This is a genomic window from Microbacterium sp. MPKO10, from assembly GCF_026107415.2.
GTDB lineage: Bacteria > Actinomycetota > Actinomycetes > Actinomycetales > Microbacteriaceae > Paramicrobacterium.
On sequence record NZ_JAPCHX010000001.1, the window covers coordinates 880,353 to 897,138 of the forward strand.

The 16,786-nt window shown below is 65.0% G+C and carries 13 protein-coding genes and 1 pseudogene; 7 read left to right on the top strand and 7 right to left on the bottom strand.

Annotation, left to right across the window (positions count from 1 at the left end; all coding sequences use genetic code 11):
* Positions 1-426 precede the first annotated feature (426 nt).
* A complete protein-coding gene (locus OK352_RS04200; protein WP_265140132.1) occupies positions 427-1,605 on the bottom strand; it encodes a Cmx/CmrA family chloramphenicol efflux MFS transporter in 1,179 nt (392 codons plus the stop codon).
* Positions 1,606-1,860: 255 nt separating this feature from the next.
* Complete coding sequence (locus tag OK352_RS04205) at positions 1,861-3,855, bottom strand: primary-amine oxidase (protein ID WP_265140133.1); 1,995 nt, start codon at positions 3,853-3,855, stop codon at positions 1,861-1,863.
* Positions 3,856-4,116: 261 nt separating this feature from the next.
* On the opposite strand from OK352_RS04205, the gene OK352_RS04210 reads away from it, so the two are divergent.
* Positions 4,117-5,607, top strand: coding sequence for an APC family permease (locus OK352_RS04210; protein ID WP_265140134.1), 1,491 nt, complete (start codon positions 4,117-4,119; stop codon positions 5,605-5,607).
* A 54-nt stretch (positions 5,608-5,661) separates the two neighbouring features.
* Here the strand turns inward: OK352_RS04210 and OK352_RS04215 are convergent, their stop codons facing one another.
* Positions 5,662-5,988, bottom strand: a complete 327-nt coding sequence (locus tag OK352_RS04215) for a hypothetical protein (protein WP_265140135.1) — start codon at positions 5,986-5,988, stop codon at positions 5,662-5,664.
* A gap of 95 nt (positions 5,989-6,083) precedes the next feature.
* Between OK352_RS04215 and OK352_RS04220 the strand changes: the two genes are divergently transcribed.
* The 4 genes and pseudogenes from OK352_RS04220 to OK352_RS04235 all read left to right on the top strand — a co-directional run bounded on the left by OK352_RS04220 (position 6,084) and on the right by OK352_RS04235 (position 11,964).
* Positions 6,084-6,986 (top strand): VOC family protein, encoded by a 903-nt coding sequence (locus tag OK352_RS04220; RefSeq protein ID WP_265140136.1) that lies wholly within the window; start codon positions 6,084-6,086, stop codon positions 6,984-6,986.
* A gap of 535 nt (positions 6,987-7,521) precedes the next feature.
* Positions 7,522-8,220: pseudogene (locus OK352_RS04225) on the top strand (L-ribulose-5-phosphate 4-epimerase); the annotation flags it as partial.
* A gap of 249 nt (positions 8,221-8,469) precedes the next feature.
* Positions 8,470-9,978 carry an L-arabinose isomerase gene (araA, locus tag OK352_RS04230; protein WP_265140137.1) on the top strand — a complete coding sequence of 503 codons (1,509 nt, stop codon included), beginning with the start codon at positions 8,470-8,472 and terminating at the stop codon, positions 9,976-9,978.
* A 276-nt stretch (positions 9,979-10,254) separates the two neighbouring features.
* Positions 10,255-11,964, top strand: a complete 1,710-nt coding sequence (locus tag OK352_RS04235; protein WP_265140138.1) for a xylulokinase — start codon at positions 10,255-10,257, stop codon at positions 11,962-11,964.
* A gap of 85 nt (positions 11,965-12,049) precedes the next feature.
* On the opposite strand, the gene OK352_RS04240 is transcribed toward OK352_RS04235, so the two are convergent.
* Complete coding sequence (locus OK352_RS04240; RefSeq protein ID WP_265140139.1) at positions 12,050-13,054, bottom strand: hypothetical protein; 1,005 nt, start codon at positions 13,052-13,054, stop codon at positions 12,050-12,052.
* A gap of 368 nt (positions 13,055-13,422) precedes the next feature.
* On the opposite strand from OK352_RS04240, the gene OK352_RS04245 reads away from it, so the two are divergent.
* Both OK352_RS04245 and OK352_RS04250 read left to right on the top strand, forming a co-directional pair.
* Positions 13,423-13,698, top strand: coding sequence for a type II toxin-antitoxin system TacA family antitoxin (locus tag OK352_RS04245; protein WP_265140140.1), 276 nt, complete (start codon positions 13,423-13,425; stop codon positions 13,696-13,698).
* Between the two features lie 76 nt (positions 13,699-13,774).
* The gene (locus tag OK352_RS04250; RefSeq protein ID WP_265140141.1) at positions 13,775-14,203 is read left to right on the top strand and encodes a GNAT family N-acetyltransferase; all 429 of its coding nucleotides are present in this window, start codon (positions 13,775-13,777) and stop codon (positions 14,201-14,203) included.
* Between the two features lie 318 nt (positions 14,204-14,521).
* Here OK352_RS04250 and OK352_RS04255 read toward each other — a convergent pair whose 3' ends face one another.
* The 3 genes from OK352_RS04255 to OK352_RS04265 all read right to left on the bottom strand — a co-directional run bounded on the left by OK352_RS04255 (position 14,522) and on the right by OK352_RS04265 (position 16,784).
* Positions 14,522-15,085 carry an NAD(P)H-dependent oxidoreductase gene (locus tag OK352_RS04255; RefSeq protein ID WP_265140142.1) on the bottom strand — a complete coding sequence of 188 codons (564 nt, stop codon included), beginning with the start codon at positions 15,083-15,085 and terminating at the stop codon, positions 14,522-14,524.
* Between the two features lie 65 nt (positions 15,086-15,150).
* Positions 15,151-15,726 (bottom strand): NAD(P)H-dependent oxidoreductase, encoded by a 576-nt coding sequence (locus OK352_RS04260; protein WP_265140143.1) that lies wholly within the window; start codon positions 15,724-15,726, stop codon positions 15,151-15,153.
* On the bottom strand, positions 15,723-16,784 hold the full coding sequence (locus tag OK352_RS04265; protein ID WP_265140144.1) for an LLM class flavin-dependent oxidoreductase: 1,062 nt from the start codon (positions 16,782-16,784) through the stop codon (positions 15,723-15,725). The genes OK352_RS04260 and OK352_RS04265 overlap by 4 nt, the downstream gene beginning before the upstream one ends.
* Between the last annotated feature and the right edge of the window lie 2 nt (positions 16,785-16,786).

The window sequence follows — 16,786 nt, forward strand, 5'->3', positions numbered from 1 at the left end:
AGGGCCTCGCCCTCTGAGGCCGCTGCTCGCGACGTTGTTCGCTGGCACTTCCTCCGGTACTGCTTCCGCCTGGGGTCGGGATGCCGCCGTCTGCTGCCGCTGTCTGCTGCCGCTGCCGCTGCTTCCGCTGTGGAGCGCTGCTCCGTGTCTGCAGAGGTCCTACGCTGCTCCGTCGTCCACGCCGGGGAACCGCCGTCGTTAGCTGACGCCCCGCGCCGGGTTGCTGCGGTGCGCAGACGTTGCTGCGGTGCGCAGATGTGGCTTCAGTGTGGAGCTGCTACCGTCCGGGCTCCGGCGCCCTCCAGCATCCATTGCAGACTGCTGTGCGCGCCACAATTTGAAGTGCGCGCCAGTTTTTTCTGGCGCGCAGGACCAAAACTGGCGCGCACTCAGTGGCAGCCACCGCAAGAAACGCCTGTGGCCGCGTCATCGAGTGGTCTCCCCAGAGGGTTCTGTGACAGCGCCGCGTGAGAGGAGCACGACGACCAGCGCCACCGCAGTGAGTGCGGATGCGACCCAGACGGGCGCGAGCGGCCCTAGCTCGATTGCGAGTCCGAACGCACCCAGTGCCGGTCCGGCCGCCGCCCCGATGTTCAGTGCTGCTGTTGCATACGAACCACCCATCGTTGGCGCGCCCGAGGCTGCGTACAACACCCGCGTGATCACGGTGCTGCCGACACCGAACGACAGCACACCCTGAACGAAGATCAGGACGAGAGCTGCGACGGGATGGGGTGAGAGCAAGCCCAACGCAACCCAGCCCGAGAGCAGCAGCGGCCCGCCGATTGCAAGCACGACGCCAGGCCGTTGATCTGCCAGCCGTCCTGCGATCGTGACGCCAAGAAATGAGCCGATGCCGAACATAACCAGCGCGACGGATACCCACACATCCGCCAATCTCGCGGTCTCCGTCACGACGGGGGCCAAGAAGGTGAAGGCGGCGAAGGTTCCGCCATTGATCAATGCCCCCAGGGTCATGGCGAGGATGAGCCGCGGCTTCGCTAACTGGCCGAGTTCGACGCGGAGCCTCGGCGGTGACGCGTCCGTTGCCGCCTGACGAGGATTGCTCCGGATGCCGCGAATGACTCCGAAAAAAGCGGGAACACAGAGGGCGGCGATCGCCCAGAATGTCGTCCGCCAGCCCATCGCCGTCCCGAGCAGCGCGCCCGCGGGAACTCCCGCGACGGTTGCGATCGTTGTGCCGGAGAGCAGAATCGACAGTGCACGCCCTTTCTGATTCGCCGGCACGAGAGCGGTGGCCGTACTCAGTGCCACAGCGAGGAACCCTGCATTTGCCAGAGCGCTGAGGACTCGAGTGATGAACAGGAGAGAGAATATCGGCGTCATCGCTCCGATGACATGACTTCCCGCGAACACGAGAAGGCAGACGAACAGCGTGAGCCGCGGTGGCCATCGGCGAGCAAATGCAGCCATGACGGGCGCGCCGATGATCATTCCGACCGCGAACGCAGAGGTCAGCAGGCCTGCCGTGCCGAGCGAGACGTGAAGTTCGTTCGCGATTGCGGGGAGCAAGCCCGCGAGCATGAATTCTGACGTTCCCATGACGAAGATCGCCAGGGCAAGCATGTAGAGAGAAAAAGGCATCGAGTACTCCGAGGTGAGAGATCAAGAAGTGGTTCTTCTTGTCACCACGGCCAGCACCCCGAGGTGTGCCAGGCAAGCGCCCACGCAGAGAGTGGACGTCGTAACTAGTGGTTCAGGGGGCTGGCGGTGTGACCGACAACCCCTGACCTGTCTGATTTGGGACTCGACATGTCTCATACCCTACAGCCCGCACTCGGAACCCACCGCGAGCTCACGGCCAGCGAGCAGATGACGGTCAGCGCGGCGGCGAATTCGTCAATGCGCGCACGTGCAGCCGTCACCGCAGCCGCAGGACCCGTCGCCGCACGCGTTCGCCGCGGCGCCCGGAAGGTCGAGCGCGGGGTTCTCATCGAAGAACCCGAAGGGCTTGAGCAGGAAGCCCGAGTAGTCGACGGGCATGATCGGGAAGTCTTCGGGGCGCGGCAGGTGCGTCGGCCCGAACGTGTGCCACAGCACGATGTCTTCGCCCTCGATGGGACGATCCCCCGCGGTGTACTCCGGCAGGCCCGAGCCGCCGGCGTGCTGATTGGGGTACGGCCCGCCCGGCCACAGCTGTCCGTCTTCGTACTGCGACGTCCACAGATGCTTCGTCGCAAACGCCGCACGCGAGCTCACCGTGGCGTCAGGCTGAGCGAGCAGCGTCGGCTGCCCCTGCGGCACCAGGTGATACGCGGTCGACTGACCGAGGTGGTTGGTGCGCTCGGTGCTGCGCACATGCCAGCTGCGCGCTGCGGCAGGGTTCGCGAGACGTGCGCCCTCGCTCTCGGTGCGCAGCGGCGTCCGCGTGAAGGTGAAGGCGTTGCCGTACGGGTTCTCCTCGCCGGTCGGCATGCCGACAGCATCCACCTCGTCGACGGCATTGCGCTCGCCGTCGATCGCGACATCGAGACGTGCGCAGAAGAGGTGCTGGTGCACGGGAGCGAAGAGGCCGGGCGCGATTTCGAGGGCGTGCGGGTCCTGCTCGCCTGGCGTCCCGGCCCCGGTGAACACGATGCCCGTCGCCTTTGCCTCCACCTGAATGGTGCCGTCAAGGTAGAAGTACCAGAAGAACCCGTAGTCGTAGTTGCCGACCGTCGAGAAGTACGAGACCACGAGCCGGCGTGAGCGGCGAACCTCCGGATGCCCGTCAAGATCGGTGTGCTTCCAGAGCACCCCGTAGTCTTCTTCGTGCATGCAGATCACCTGGGGGATGGTCTGCGGATTGCCGGAGTCATCGGCGACGACGCCGTCAAAGTAGTGGATGACGCCGAGGCAGTCGCAGCCGAGTGACAGCGCGTTCGCGTTCTTGCCCAGCAGGTACTCGCCTGCGTCGAAGTAGCTGATCCAGAACCGGTTCGGCGAGGTGTCGCCGTAGGGCACGACCATTTCAGGTACGGATGCTCGGTACAGCACCGAGCGGTCCTCATCGCCGTCGCGGAACGCCACCTGATTCAAAACCAGACCCTCGCGTGCGTTAAAGCCGACGCGGAACGACCAGTTCTCCCACTGCACGTGGGATCCGTCGACTGAAAAGCTCGGCCCCTCTGGCTGCGTGATCTCGATCGGCTTCAGCGACGTGCGCGCCGGGCCGACGCGGTCTGCATCGTAGTTTCCGTCGACATCGGGAATCGGGACCTCGCCCTCGTCGTGCACCCGCACGACCTCGCCGCTCGTGAGGTCGATCGTGACCACAAGCCCCTCGACCGGACGCGACCACGGGCTGTCGTTGTCGCCGGGCTGCAGAAACGTGAGCGACCGGATGATGCGTCGCCCCACCTCGTCTTCGAACCCGAAGTATCCGGGTGCGAGGGGTGCGCAGAATGCAGCATCCGTGTCGGTCACCCCGCGGCGGGTCATCGCCTGCTGCCACTCGGGGTGCTGCTTCACGATTGCCTCGACACGCTCGTACTCCTCGAACAGGTACGGCGGCTGCCCGTAGGGTTCCTCGGTTGTGGCGAGTGGCGTATCGCTCACGATGGACTCTTCGGTCACCGAGACGACGACCTCGCGCGAGCGCCCCGTGGCCGTATCGAGAAGCGTGTACAGGATGCTGCGGTCAAACGCGCTGCCCGGCTTCCACGTGAGCATGTCAGCCTTGGGCGGCTCGACCGGCAGGACGCTCGGAAACCGGATGCTGTCGCCGAGAAGCCCGGCGCGCTCGAGAACAGCGCGCCCCGCCGCGAGCTCGTCAGCGGTGAGCGGGTCGAGCGGATGGGACGGCGTCGTGACACGCGTGACTCTCTTACCGTGCGTGTGCGTCGTGTCGGGCATCGCGCTCTCCTTCGAACTGGCGGCGTACAAGGCGGAGGCTGCGTGACGTGGCTGCTGAGCGACGGGTGTCATCAGCAGCACACGGGAGCGAGCCGTCCCCACGGGTCAGTTCCACCGTGCGCGAACCGTTCGCGCGGGTCAAGAGGGAAACGAGCACCGTGCACACTGGGTCAAGGAGCGTGCATGCAGGGTCTATCACGCCGCGCGCCGGGGCTGTGAAGATGCAGAGACCTCCCGCATTCTCCCTCAGAAAGGTTCGCCATGACTCGCAACGACGCGACGCAGTCTCCGGCCGCACGCCGCCGACTCGGCGTTCCCGCGATCACCCTCATGATCATCGCGGCATCTGCACCCCTCACCGTTGTCGCCGGCGGTGCCACGACGGCGTTCTCGGTGACGTCATCGCTCGCCGTGCCGATCGGCTACATCGTGCTGGCGATCGCGCTCGGCATCTTCGCCATCGGCTACGCCGCCATGAGCCGCCACATCACGAACGCCGGGGCGTTTTACGCCTACGCGGCACAAGGGCTCGGCCGACCGGTCGGCGTGGGCGTCTCGGTCGTCGCCCTCATCGCGTACAACTGCATGCAAATCGGTATCTACGGCATGCTCGGCTTCCAGGTCTCCGACTTCATCGGGTCGATGTTCGGCGTCAGCATCCCGTGGTGGTTGATCGTGATCGTCTTCATCGCGATCGTCGGCTGGATGGGCGTCAACCGCATCGACCTGTCGGCCAAGGTTCTCGGCGTTCTCGTGGCACTCGAATTCCTCGTGGTCATCGTTTTCGACGTCGCAGCGTTTGCGAACCCGACGGAGTCGTTCACGGCGCAGCCGATTTCGCCAGCCGAGATCTTTGCCCCCGCGATCGGCGCCGTGCTTGCGTTCGGTGTCGCCGCGTTCATGGGCTTCGAGCAGGCAGCGATCTACGGTGAAGAGGCGAAGGACCCGAAGCGGACCGTGCCGCGCGCCACGTTCATGGCCGTCGGAATCATCGGCATCTTCTACGCGCTCTCGTCGTGGGCACTGTCGCTCGCGATCGGCACCGAGAAGATCGCGTCGGGCGGGATCACCCCGGACGAGGCCGGCCCGCCCCTGTTCTTTAACTTCGCCGCGACGCATCTGGGCGTGATCGTCGTCGACATCATGTCGGTGCTCTTTATCACGAGCGTGTTCGCCGCGGTCGTGAGCTTTCACAACGCCGTCGCCCGGTATGTGTTCTCGCTCGGCCGTGAGGGTCTGCTGCCACGCGGCCTCGGTCGCGTGAGCCGCAGCGGTGCCCCGTGGGCCGGTTCTGTCACACAGACGATTCTGGCGCTCATCGTGGTTGTCGGCTTCGCGATCGGTGGCATTGGCTCCGAGTACGGTCCGCTCTACCCCGTGATCACCCTGTTCACGTGGCTTACCAACACCGGAGCCATGGGCCTCGTGCTGCTCATGGCGGTGATCGCGCTGTCGGTCATCGGCTACTTTCGCCGCAACCCAAACGGCGCTGGCATCTGGACGACCACCATCAGCCCGATCCTCGCGTTCCTGTTTCTCGCGACGGTCTATGTGCTCATCGTGGCGAACTTCAACGTGCTGATGGACCAGCCGGAGACCAACGCGCTGACGTTCATCCTGCCACTGCTCATCGTGGTGCCGGGCCTCATCGGTGTCGTCTGGGGCGCCATGCTCAAGACGCGCAGGCCAGAGATCTACGCGAACATCGGGCACGGAGCGCCGGAACTTGAAGAGGTCGCGGCGGACGTCTGATCGTCGAGGTGAATGAGGCGAGGGATGCTGTCGGCACGCTGGCCGACAGCATCCCTATGCAATGGGGACGAGGTAGGTCGCCAGGAAGTACACGGCGCCGACGATCACGAGGACGTGGCCGACGCTCCTGACGTTTCCGATCCAGGAGGGCTCGTGAAAGTCTTTTCCCTGCTGCTGGGCGTCCTCGGACATCCACCGCGGGATGAAATCAGCGAGTGCTTGGAACACCAGTCCGAGCACCGTGGCCACCGCCGCGATGACGGTGAACGGCAGCACCGGTGCACCGGAGGTCGAGATGCCGAAGACCGCGACGGCGGCGATAAGAACGACGAACAGGACGAGAATGACCGCGGCAGTTTTCGGTCCGATGGGGTTCTTCATGCTGCGAACATACCTGTTCAGTATGTCGGGGTCTCGACGCATAATGAACGAGGAGTGGGCGACGCGGCCTGCTTCACGACCCTGCAGGAGGAGTCATGCAGAAAGTCATTCCAAACATCTGGTGCGACGGCAACGCTGAGGAGGTCGCGGAATTCTACGCGTCGGCCTTCCCGCGCGCGACGTCGAGCATCGAGGCGAGATATCCGAGTGAAGGTCTCGCCGATTTCCAAGCACATATGGCGGGTCAGGTGCTCACGGCCTCCGTCCAGATTGCCGGCACCACGTTCACACTGATCAATGCCGGTGACGAGTTCCGGCCGAATTCGTCAGTGTCGTTCATCGTGAACGTCGATCCGGCGGCGTTCGATCGTGACGACAGCGCCGCGCGCGTACATCTCGATGCGCTCTGGGCGCGGCTCTCAGAGGGCGGGCGTGAGTTCATTCCGCTCGGAGAATATCCATTCAGCAGGCGGTATGGCTGGGTCGAGGATCGTTTTGGTGTGAGCTGGCAGCTGATGCTGACGGACCCAGACGGTGACCCGCGCCCGTACATCATCCCGTCGCTCATGTTCGCGGGGCCGGTGCAGAACCGTGCGAACGAGGCGATCGAGTTCTATACGTCGTTGTTCGATGACGCCGAGCCGGGCAACCGGTTCCCGTACGGAGAGCCGACCGGCCCGGCCGCGGCTGACGCTTTGGCGTTCGGTGAGTTTCGGGTGGGCGATCAGTGGTTCGCGGTGATGGACTCCGGCGTCGAGCAAGACGTCACATTCACGTGTGGCGTCTCGCTCGAGGTGCTGTGTCGAGACCAGGCGGAGATCGACCGGCTGTGGTCGGCGCTGAGTGCGGATCCAGAGGCGGAGCGCTGCGGATGGCTCGCCGATGGCTTCGGCGTGAGCTGGCAGATTGTGCCCGAGAACATGGGTGAGCTGATGCAGCGGCCGGGCGCACATGAACACATGATGGCGATGACGAAGATCGTCATTGCGGAGCTGTAAAAGATGAGGAGTCTCTCGAGAACGCGGCTCGGCGGCATTCTGATGACACGCAGCCATCGCAACTTCGGCCCTTGCGGACATGGTGTCACGGTGTGCGCTGCCACGATGTCCGTCACGCACGACTTTGGGCGGCGAGCCGGCACGGCGTGGTGACCGACAGATTTCTCTCGCCATCACGGGCTTCAGCTCTTGCTAAGTACTCCCGTGGCCACCGAGAGCTGCCGTCTACATCCCGGACTGCAGCTGTCATCACGTACCGCGGGTGCCAATAAGAATCGCTGTCGGCGCCGAGAACTTCACTCGGTACTGTAGATTCCATTCTCCGCGTATGTTACCGTTCACATTAACGTTGTGGCGTGATTGCGGTAGCGCAGTGCATCACGATCGCCGTCCGCGGTAGCGTCGTGGATCACGGATGCTGTCCACGGCAGTGCCGTGTAGCACCGCCGGCCCCGCAGCACCCGCGATTCACCTGCCACGTGGCAGTGGTTTCGAGCACAGAAGTGCCACGTCACTTGCACAAAGGAGTCCTGAGATGACCATCGCTCTCGATCAGCTGCCCGCCGAGGCGCAGGATGCTGTCGCGCGCACACGCGAGCACGTCAGCGATCTGCACGCCGAACTGCCGCGCAACCAGCTCGTCGTCTGGACCGCAGGCAACGTCTCTGAGCGCGTTCCCGGTGCCGACTTGTTCGTGATCAAACCCTCGGGAGTGTCATATGACGAACTCTCGCCAGACGTCATGGTCGTGTGCACGCTCGACGGCGAGAAGATCGACGACGGAACGCCCGCCCGCCTGACGCCCTCGTCCGACACCGCAGCGCATGCATACGTCTATCGGAATATGAGTGAGGTCGGCGGTGTCGTGCACACCCACTCCACCTATGCCACGGCGTGGGCGGCGCGTGGCGAGGAGATCCCGTGCGTGCTCACCATGATGGGCGATGAGTTCGGCGGGCCGATCCCCGTGGGCCCCTTCGCGATCATCGGCGATGATTCGATCGGCCGGGGTATCGTCGAGACGCTCAAACACTCGCGGTCGCGCGCCGTTCTCATGCAGAATCACGGTCCGTTCACGATCGGAAAAGACGCGCGGGATGCTGTCAAGGCAGCGGTCATGTGCGAAGAAGTCGCGCGGACCGTTCACGTCGCCCGCCAGCTGGGCGACCCGATCGCCATCCCGGAGCCGATCATCGACTCGCTCTTCGAGCGCTACCAGAACGTGTACGGGCAGGGCGCGTCGAGCTCGGGGGCCGACGTCGCGGATTCACCCGCGCAGGTTGTCGACGCCGCGGACCCTCTCGCGCCGGATGCCGACGCCGCGGGCACCGACACCACACCGCCATCGGCTTCCGCCTCGACACCCTGAACGCCCGCACGGCTGCCGCACGTCGGATCTCCGGCACGGAACCGGCGCCACCACGACCACACTGATCATCACAAACTCACCGCCGACACCGCACCGCCACAGGAGACAAGAGCAATGAAGAACCCTTTCGAGTCCCGCGAGATCTGGTTTCTGACCGGGAGCCAGGGACTGTACGGGCCAGAGACCCTCGAACAGGTCGCTGAGCAGTCGAAGCAGGTCGCCGGGCTGCTCGACGACGCTGACAGCATCCCCGTGAAAGTCGTCTGGAAGCCCGTGCTCACGGACAGAGACGCGATTCGCCGCATCGCGCTCGAGGCGAACGCTGACGACGCGTGTGTCGGCGTGATCGTGTGGATGCACACGTTCTCGCCCGCGAAGATGTGGATCCTCGGCCTCGACGCCCTGCGCACGCCGCTGCTGCACCTGCACACGCAGGCCAACGTCGAACTGCCGTGGAGCACCATCGACATGGACTTCATGAACCTCAACCAGGCCGCGCACGGCGACCGCGAGTTCGCCTACATGGCGACGCGCCTCGGTGTCTCGCGCACCACAGTCGTCGGGCACGCGTCGACGGATGCCGTGCGCGATCGCGTTGGCCGCTGGGCCCGCGCCGCGACCGGCTGGGCCGAGCTGCATCAGCTGAAGCTCGCCCGCTTCGGCGACAACATGCGCAACGTCGCCGTCACCGAGGGCGACAAGACAGAGGCCGAACTGCGTCTCGGCGTCTCCGTCAACACGTGGGGCGTCAACGATCTCGTCTCTGTCGTCGACGGAATCGACGAGGATGCTGTCGACGCACTCGTCGCCGACTATGAGGACCTCTACGACGTGGCCCCGGAGCTGCGCTCCGACGGCGACCGCCACGAGTCACTGCGGTACGGCGCCCGCCAGGAGCTCGGTCTGCGGGCGTTCCTCGAGGAGGGCGGTTTCGGCGCCTTCACGACGAACTTCGAAGACCTCGGCGGGCTGCGTCAGCTGCCTGGCCTCGCCGTGCAGCGACTGATGGCCGACGGCTACGGCTTCGGTGCCGAGGGGGACTGGAAGACAGCGATCCTCGTGCGACTCGCGAAGGTGATGGGCTACGGCCTGCCCGGCGGTGCCTCCCTCATGGAGGATTACACGTACGAACTCACACCGGGCAACGAGAAGATCCTCGGTGCGCACATGCTCGAGGTCTGCCCGTCGCTGACGACGGCGAAGCCGACACTCGAGATCCACCCACTCGGCATTGGCGAACGCGAAGACCCCGTGCGGCTGCGCTTCACCGCTGACCCGGGCGCGGGCCTCGTCGTGTCGATGTCTGACATGCGTGAGCGGTTCCGCCTCGTCGCGAACGTCGTCGACGTTGTCGAGCCCGACGCCGAGCTGCCGAAGCTTCCCGTCGCCTGCGCGGTGTGGGAGCCGAAGCCGAACTTCGCCACTTCAGCATCCTGCTGGCTGACGGCGGGAGGCGCGCACCACACAGTGATGACCACGGCGCTCACCCTCGACGTGTTCGAGGACCTCGCCGAGATCGCACAGATGGAACTTGCGGTGATCGACGCCGACACGACGGCGCGCGGCTTCGCCCAGGAACTCAAACTCGGGCAGGTGTACTACCGCATGGCGCAGGGACTGTAAGAACGGGGAGCAGGTTGTGTCGGGGCAGGGCAGGGCAGCGACAAGGGGCGATGATGCGCGGCGATGAAACCTCGTACGGAGTTCGAGGGTGACAGCGCAGCATCCGGACCTGACCAGGCACCGCCGCCCACGCCGTCGCCTGTTTGAGGCAGTGTACGCCGACGACGCTCCACGGCCCGTGAGACTCGTGCAGTCCGCTGTCACGGAGGGGTCGCCAGGGTGGACGAGTCGCTCGAACATACACAACGTCGCCACACATTCACGAAAGGCATACTCATGACTTCGACTGCACTGACGACAGTGACGGGCGCTGAAGCGATCACCGCCGGGCGCACGAGCCTCGGCATCGAGCTGGGTTCCACGCGCATCAAGGCATCTCTGATCGACGAGGAGGGCGTGCAGCTTGCGTCCGGATCGCACACGTGGGAGAACGAACTCGTCGACGACAACTGGACGTACGCGATCGACGCCGTCTGGAGTGGTCTGCAGGCGTGCATCGCCGAGCTGCACGGCGACGTGCGCGACCGGTGGGGTGCTGAGCTGATGCACGTCGCCGGTCTCGGAGTCTCAGCGATGATGCATGGCTACCTGGCGTTCGACGCCGCCGGAGAGCTTCTCGTGCCGTTCCGCACCTGGCGCAATACCTACACGACAGAGGCCGCGGCACAGCTCACCGATGCGTTGGGGCAGAACATTCCGCTGCGCTGGAGCGTCGCGCACCTGCTGCACGCGGTGCTCGGCGGTGAGGAGCACGTGTCGCGCATCGCCCGCATCACGACGCTCGCCGGCTACGTGCACGAGCGACTCTCCGGCCGCGCTGTGCTCGGCGTGGGCGACGCCAGCGGTGTATTCCCGATCGACGCCGAGACGCACAGCTACGATGTGGTGAAGCTCGAGGCATTCGACGCCCTCGAGGCCGTTGCCGACGTTCCGTGGTCGCTCGGCAGCATCCTGCCGGAGGTTCTCACCGCGGGTGAGGATGCTGGTCAGCTGACAGCATCCGGTGCCCTGCTGCTCGATCCGACCGGGACCCTGCAGCCCGGCGCCGTCATGGCACCGCCCGAGGGCGACGCCGGCACGGGCATGGTCGCGACGAACAGCGTGCGACCGCGCACCGGAAACGTGAGCGCGGGAACGAGCGCCTTCGCTATGGTCGTGCTCGAGAAGCCGCTCGGCGGTGTGCGCGACGAGATCGACCTCGTCACGACGCCCGCGGGTGACCCGGTCGCGATGATCCACACGAATAACTGCACGGGCGACCTCGATGCGTGGCTGCAGATGTTCACCGAGTTCGCGCAGTTGGTGGGCGCCGATGTCGAGCCGACCGAGCTGTATCGGCTGCTGTACACCCACGCGATGACGGGTGCCGCTGATGGCGGGGGACTGCTCTCGTACAACTACCTGTCCGGCGAGCACCAGACGGGTGTGGCGAGCGGGCGGCCGCTCTTCGCACGCAGTCAAGACGCGGACTTCACGCTCGCGAACCTCATGCGCACGCACCTGTATGCGGCGTTCGGCGCGTTGGCCTCGGGCATGCGGGTGTTGGGTGACGAGAATGTCGCGCTCGACGAGCTCTTCGGGCACGGCGGCATCTTCCGTACGGCGGGTGTGGCGCAGCACGTGCTGGCGGATGCTCTCGACACACCGGTATCGGTCAGCAGCGCTGCGGGCGAAGGCGGCGCGTGGGGCATGGCGATCCTCGCGGGCTTCGCGGCGCGTCAGGCCGCAGCATCCGATGCTGTCGTCGGTGCCGCAGGCGCCACCTCGGGAGCGGCAGGAGCCATCACCGGCGCTGCGGTTTCGAGCGGAGGTGTCGACGGGGGCCTTCGCTCGCTTGCCGACTACCTCACCGGTGTGATCTTCACAGACACGGAGTTTGTGACGGCGCAGCCGGATCCGGTCGGAGTCGCGGGGTACGCGGACTGGCTGGCGCACTACCAGCAGGGTCTTCCGGTGGAGCGTCTGGCAGGCGCCACCCTTCGGTAGCGTACGCGGCATCCCGCATTTGCTGTCCTTTGCGGATTTGCTGTAACTCCGCGGAATGACAGCAAATCCGCAAAGGACAGATTCTTCAGCGTCTCGTGATGCGCCAATCGGCGCGTGGCCGTGGTTCGCGAGGAAGTCCCGCAGTAACGAGAATCTGCGCCAGGCGGTTGGCGCGGTGCGCGTCGTCCCACAGCCAGCGCGCCATTCCCTCGCCGGTCGCGCGCATCCGGTCTTCCCGCACCTTCTCGTCGAAGACGATGTCTGCGATCGAACGACCGTGTGTGTACACGTCGCGCGTGTACTTCGCGCGCCCGTCGAACTCACCCAGGAGACGAAATGTCGGCCATGCTTGATCGGCTTCCCCGATGAGGCCGTCATTGTCGAAGACCGCCACTTGCAGCTCTGGTTCGGGGAACCCGAGAAGGTATTCCTGGACGCGGCTTATCGATTCTCCCAGGCTGTCTGCACCGTCACGGGCAAAGTGAAGTACGGTCTCCGCGCGCGCGAAACCGTGTTTTCCTGTGAACTCGAGGTTGCGTTCGCGCAGCTCCTCGAGGTCCACGCGGGGTGCGTAGACCCGCTCATCGAGACGGCGCCGAGTACGTACACCCGAATCGACGATGCCGACGGCGCGCCCGAAACGGGTTGTTCGGGCGATATCCAGAAGTGTGCGCATCGGCGAGGTGATGAGGAAACCGCCGCATTCGATAATCTCGTCGTCCGACAGTTTCGACTGATGCCACCTGAGCTGCGGGGTGCTGCGGCGCGGTGTGGGGCTGGCGGCGTGCACGACGGAGCCGTAATAGCCGTATGCAGGGTAATTCAGAAGAGCAGCTGCAGAATCACAACAAAAAATGAGCGGAGACCGGTGGCGCGACTGTGCGGCCTGCATAAACGCAATGTGCTTCGATCTGTCGTCGAGTGCGTTCCAGGCCTCGGGGTCGATGTATGCGCCACGCCCGAGTCGCCGCAGCATACCGCGCTCGTGCTGGTAACGAACCGCCCTACTTGTGTTGTCGAGGCCGTCGCCTCTTGTCGTGAGGAGAAGTGACTGCCGCGGTATGCGGAGGTGGCGAAGTGAATCAGTCATAGCCTCGAGGCTGTCGTCTGAACGTGGCCTCCGCATCAGAGTTTCCCGGTTCTGTGGACAAGTGCACGGGATTCGCACTCCTGTGGATGAAAGACCGCGTGCGCCTTGACGGCCTTACCTCGCGTACGTCGAAATCCGGGAGTTCCGACCGGACCACACCGCAGAGGTGTGATTGTCAATGCCGTCCACAGGAGACCATCCCGCGGCGGCTTTCCACAATTGTCTGTCTTTCGAATTCACTCTGGGTGGTGACCGGGCAGAGTGACATCATGTCCCTCCGGCACGATACGTCAGCCTCGTCGGTTTCGGGGATCTCGCCGCGACGCAGAGATCGCCGTACAATTGTCCGTACATTACGGAGGATTCTGATGGCAGCGACAGAACGTCTCGAGTTTCGCGTGAGCGCCAGCGCGAAGGCAACGATTCAACGAGCGGCACTCCTCGTCGGAGAGCCGGTCACCGCGTTTGCGCGCACGGCTGCAGAAGAACGGGCTGAAGAGGTACTGCGTGAGCACGACATGACGACCGTCGTGCCTCCCGAGTTCTTCGACGAGCTGATGGCCGAACTTGATGCACCCGCGGTGGCTAACCCCGCTCTCAGGGGGGCGGGCCTGCGGTTGCAGGCGAGTGTGACACGTGACTGACGCACGCCAGGTGGAGCACTTTCGGTCTGAGCGATTTGATCCCGCGAAACATGATGTCTCTGAATTCACATGTGGGGTGGATTCGCTTGATGTCTGGTTGAAAGAACACGCAGGCACCTCCGCCGCGCGCCGAACCGCCCGAACCTGGGTATGGGTCAACTCGCGGGGAGTCGTCGTCGGCTACTACGCGCTCGCCGCCCACAAGGTTCAGCGCGAACACGTTCCGTCACGAATCGGACGAGGCGGACCCATCGAGATCCCCGCTGTCCTCCTCGCCCGACTCGCACTCTCTCGCGACCTGCAGGGTGCGGGTTATGGCGCAGTTCTCGTCGCTGATGCCCTTGAGCGCATCGTCACCGCCACGAAGGTCGTTGCCGCACGCGTGGTCGTGGATGCACGAGAAGAAACCGTTGCACAGTTCTATGAGCGCCTCGGCTTTCGCCGGATCCCCGGCAGCCTGCGGCTTGTGCAGAAGATCGCTGACGTTGAAGCCGCCCTTGGCTGATACACGGCGCGCAGTGCGTGATGACGCGTGGCTCATCGGGAACACGACAATGCCAGCCTTACGGCGGACTTCTGGCTGGTGACACTCCCGCGAGTGGAGTTGCGGGTTACGCAGTCAGCCTGGCGCATGACCAGCAGAGTGTTCCGGCGGAGTATCTCGCGGGCGATACTTTCTGTAGCGGGTTAGCGGGTTAGCGGGTTAGCGGGTTAGCGGGTTAGCGGGTTAGCGGGCGACACCCTTCGGTAGCGCCGTTCACACGAACGAAAGGCCGGTGCCGGACGTACGTCCAGCACCGGCCTCCCCGCAGAAAGCGGTGGTTCAGGCGGCTTGCCGCTCGGTGAGCGCATCAAGCAGATCGCTCTTCAGGCCTGCGAGCTGCTCCGTCACCTCGGAGTCGTCGCGCGGGTGCGTCAGCGTGAAGCGATCGAGAGAGCCCGGGATCGACAGCGTGATGTCGGTGAGTACTTCTGCGCCGGCGATTCCGAGCGACTTGCGCGCCTCGTCGTGCGCCCAAAGCCCGCCATACCTGCCGAACGCGCAGCCGACGACCGCGGTCGGTTTGCCCGACAGCGCGCTGGTCCCGAACGGCCGCGAACCCCAGTCGATTGCGTTCTTCAGCGCTGCGGGAATGGTCCCGTTGTGTTCGGGAGTGACGATCAGCAGCGCGTCCGCCGCATCGATCGCCGCACGCAGCTGCCGTGCGCTCTCGGGCTCGCCGTCGGCTCGATCGATGTCCTCGTTGTACAGCGGAACGTCGGCCAGGTGTTCGTAGATCGAGGCAGTGGCGGTGCCAGCTGCGGTCTCAACGAACGTCTCGGCGAGCTTGCGATTCGTGGACTCTGCGCGAAGGCTGCCGACGAGGACAAGGATGGATGCGGGCATAGGTGTAGCTCCTTTATGGGCGTGTTGATGGATGCCGCGACGGTGGACGCGGCGGAGGAAAAGACTCAGAGGGCGTTGACGGATGCTGTTTCCGCAGCATCCGCCAAGGCCGTCAATTGCGGCAGAATGTCGCCGACGCCGATCTCGATGCGGCTGTATACCTCGTTGTTGAGAACGAGCGTGCCGTCGAAGTCGCCCGAGTTCGCGTAGAACCCGACGGGCGCTGTCGCCGCCTGGAAGAACCCGAAGAGCGGGCGCAGCGCGTGCTCGATCACGAGGGCGTGCCTGTCGCTGCCGCCCGTCGCGACGAGGATGACCGGCTTGTTCGCGAGAGCGTACTGATCGACAAGATCGAACAGGTGCTTGAACATGCCGGGGTACGTTGCCCGGTACACGGGCGTTGCGGCGATGAGCACGTCGGCGGTTTCGACACGGCGCAGGTCCTCTTCGACATCCGGCGAGACGTCCTCGCGCGTGATGGCTCCGGTGAACCCCGAGCCGAGCCGATACACGTCGACAGAACTGGTCTGGATATCCAGCTTGTTGCCGAGAGATGTGGTCACGAGGCCCGCAAGACCCATGGTCTTGGAGCGTTCGGTGGGGCTGCCGTTCACGATCACGACGGTGAGCGGGCGTGTCATGCTGCGACCTCCTCACGCGACGCGATCTCGCGCCGAACAACGGGGGCGACTTCGGTGCCGAGCAGCTCGATCGCCTGCAGATGCTCCTTCTGCGGAACGCCCCCGAAGCCCATCTGCATGATCGCCCGCGAGATGCCGTACACCTCGTAGTACGTCATGATCTTGTCGATGATCTCTTGCACGCTGCCGACGAGCAGCACGCCGGGCTCTGTCGCTTGGGCGTCGAACGCGGGGCGGGGAATGTCGAAGCCCTCACCGCGCTGGTGGTTGTTCTCGCGCATGCCGCGGGCGAAGTACGGGTACATCGTGTCGCGGGCGCCCTGGCTCGTCGTGCCGACGTAGCCATGAGCATTAATGCTGGTGCGCAGCGAGTCCTCGCTGTGACCTGCCGCTGCCGCAGCCTGGTGGTAGAGGGCCGCCGGACGCTGCATCTGCGTGATCGGGCCGAGCAGAAGGGCGAGCGCGATCGGGAGGCCGAGCTGCCCCGTCCGCACTGCCGACGCCGGTGTGCCGCCGACCCCGACCCAGATGGGCAGGTCTCCGACCGGACGCGGCGTGACGTCCGCGTTCACGAGCGGTGCGCGGTGCATGCCGCCCTCCCACGTGACGGGGTTCTTCGCGCGGATGGCCAGAAGGGCGTCGAGCTTCTCTCGGAAGAGGTCGGCGTAGTCGGCGAGGTCGTAGCCGAACAGCGGGAACGACTCGGTGTACGAGCCGCGCCCCGCAATGATCTCGGCGCGACCGCCGGAGAGCAGGTCGAGGGTTGCGAAGTTCTCGAACACGCGCACAGGGTCGTCAGAGCTCAAGACCGTCACACCGCTTGTCAGTTTGATGGTTGAGGTCTGGGTCGCGGCGGCGGCGAGCACCATGTGCGGGGCAGACGCGACGAAGTCTGTGCGATGGTGCTCGCCGACTCCGAAGACGTCGATGCCCGCTTGCTCGGCAACGCGCGCCTGTTCCAGTGTCTGCATCATGCGTTCGGACGGCGAAGGCAGTGCGCCTGTGGTCAGGTCGCTGGTGATCTCGCCGAAGGTGAGGATGCCGATTTCGAATGCCATTG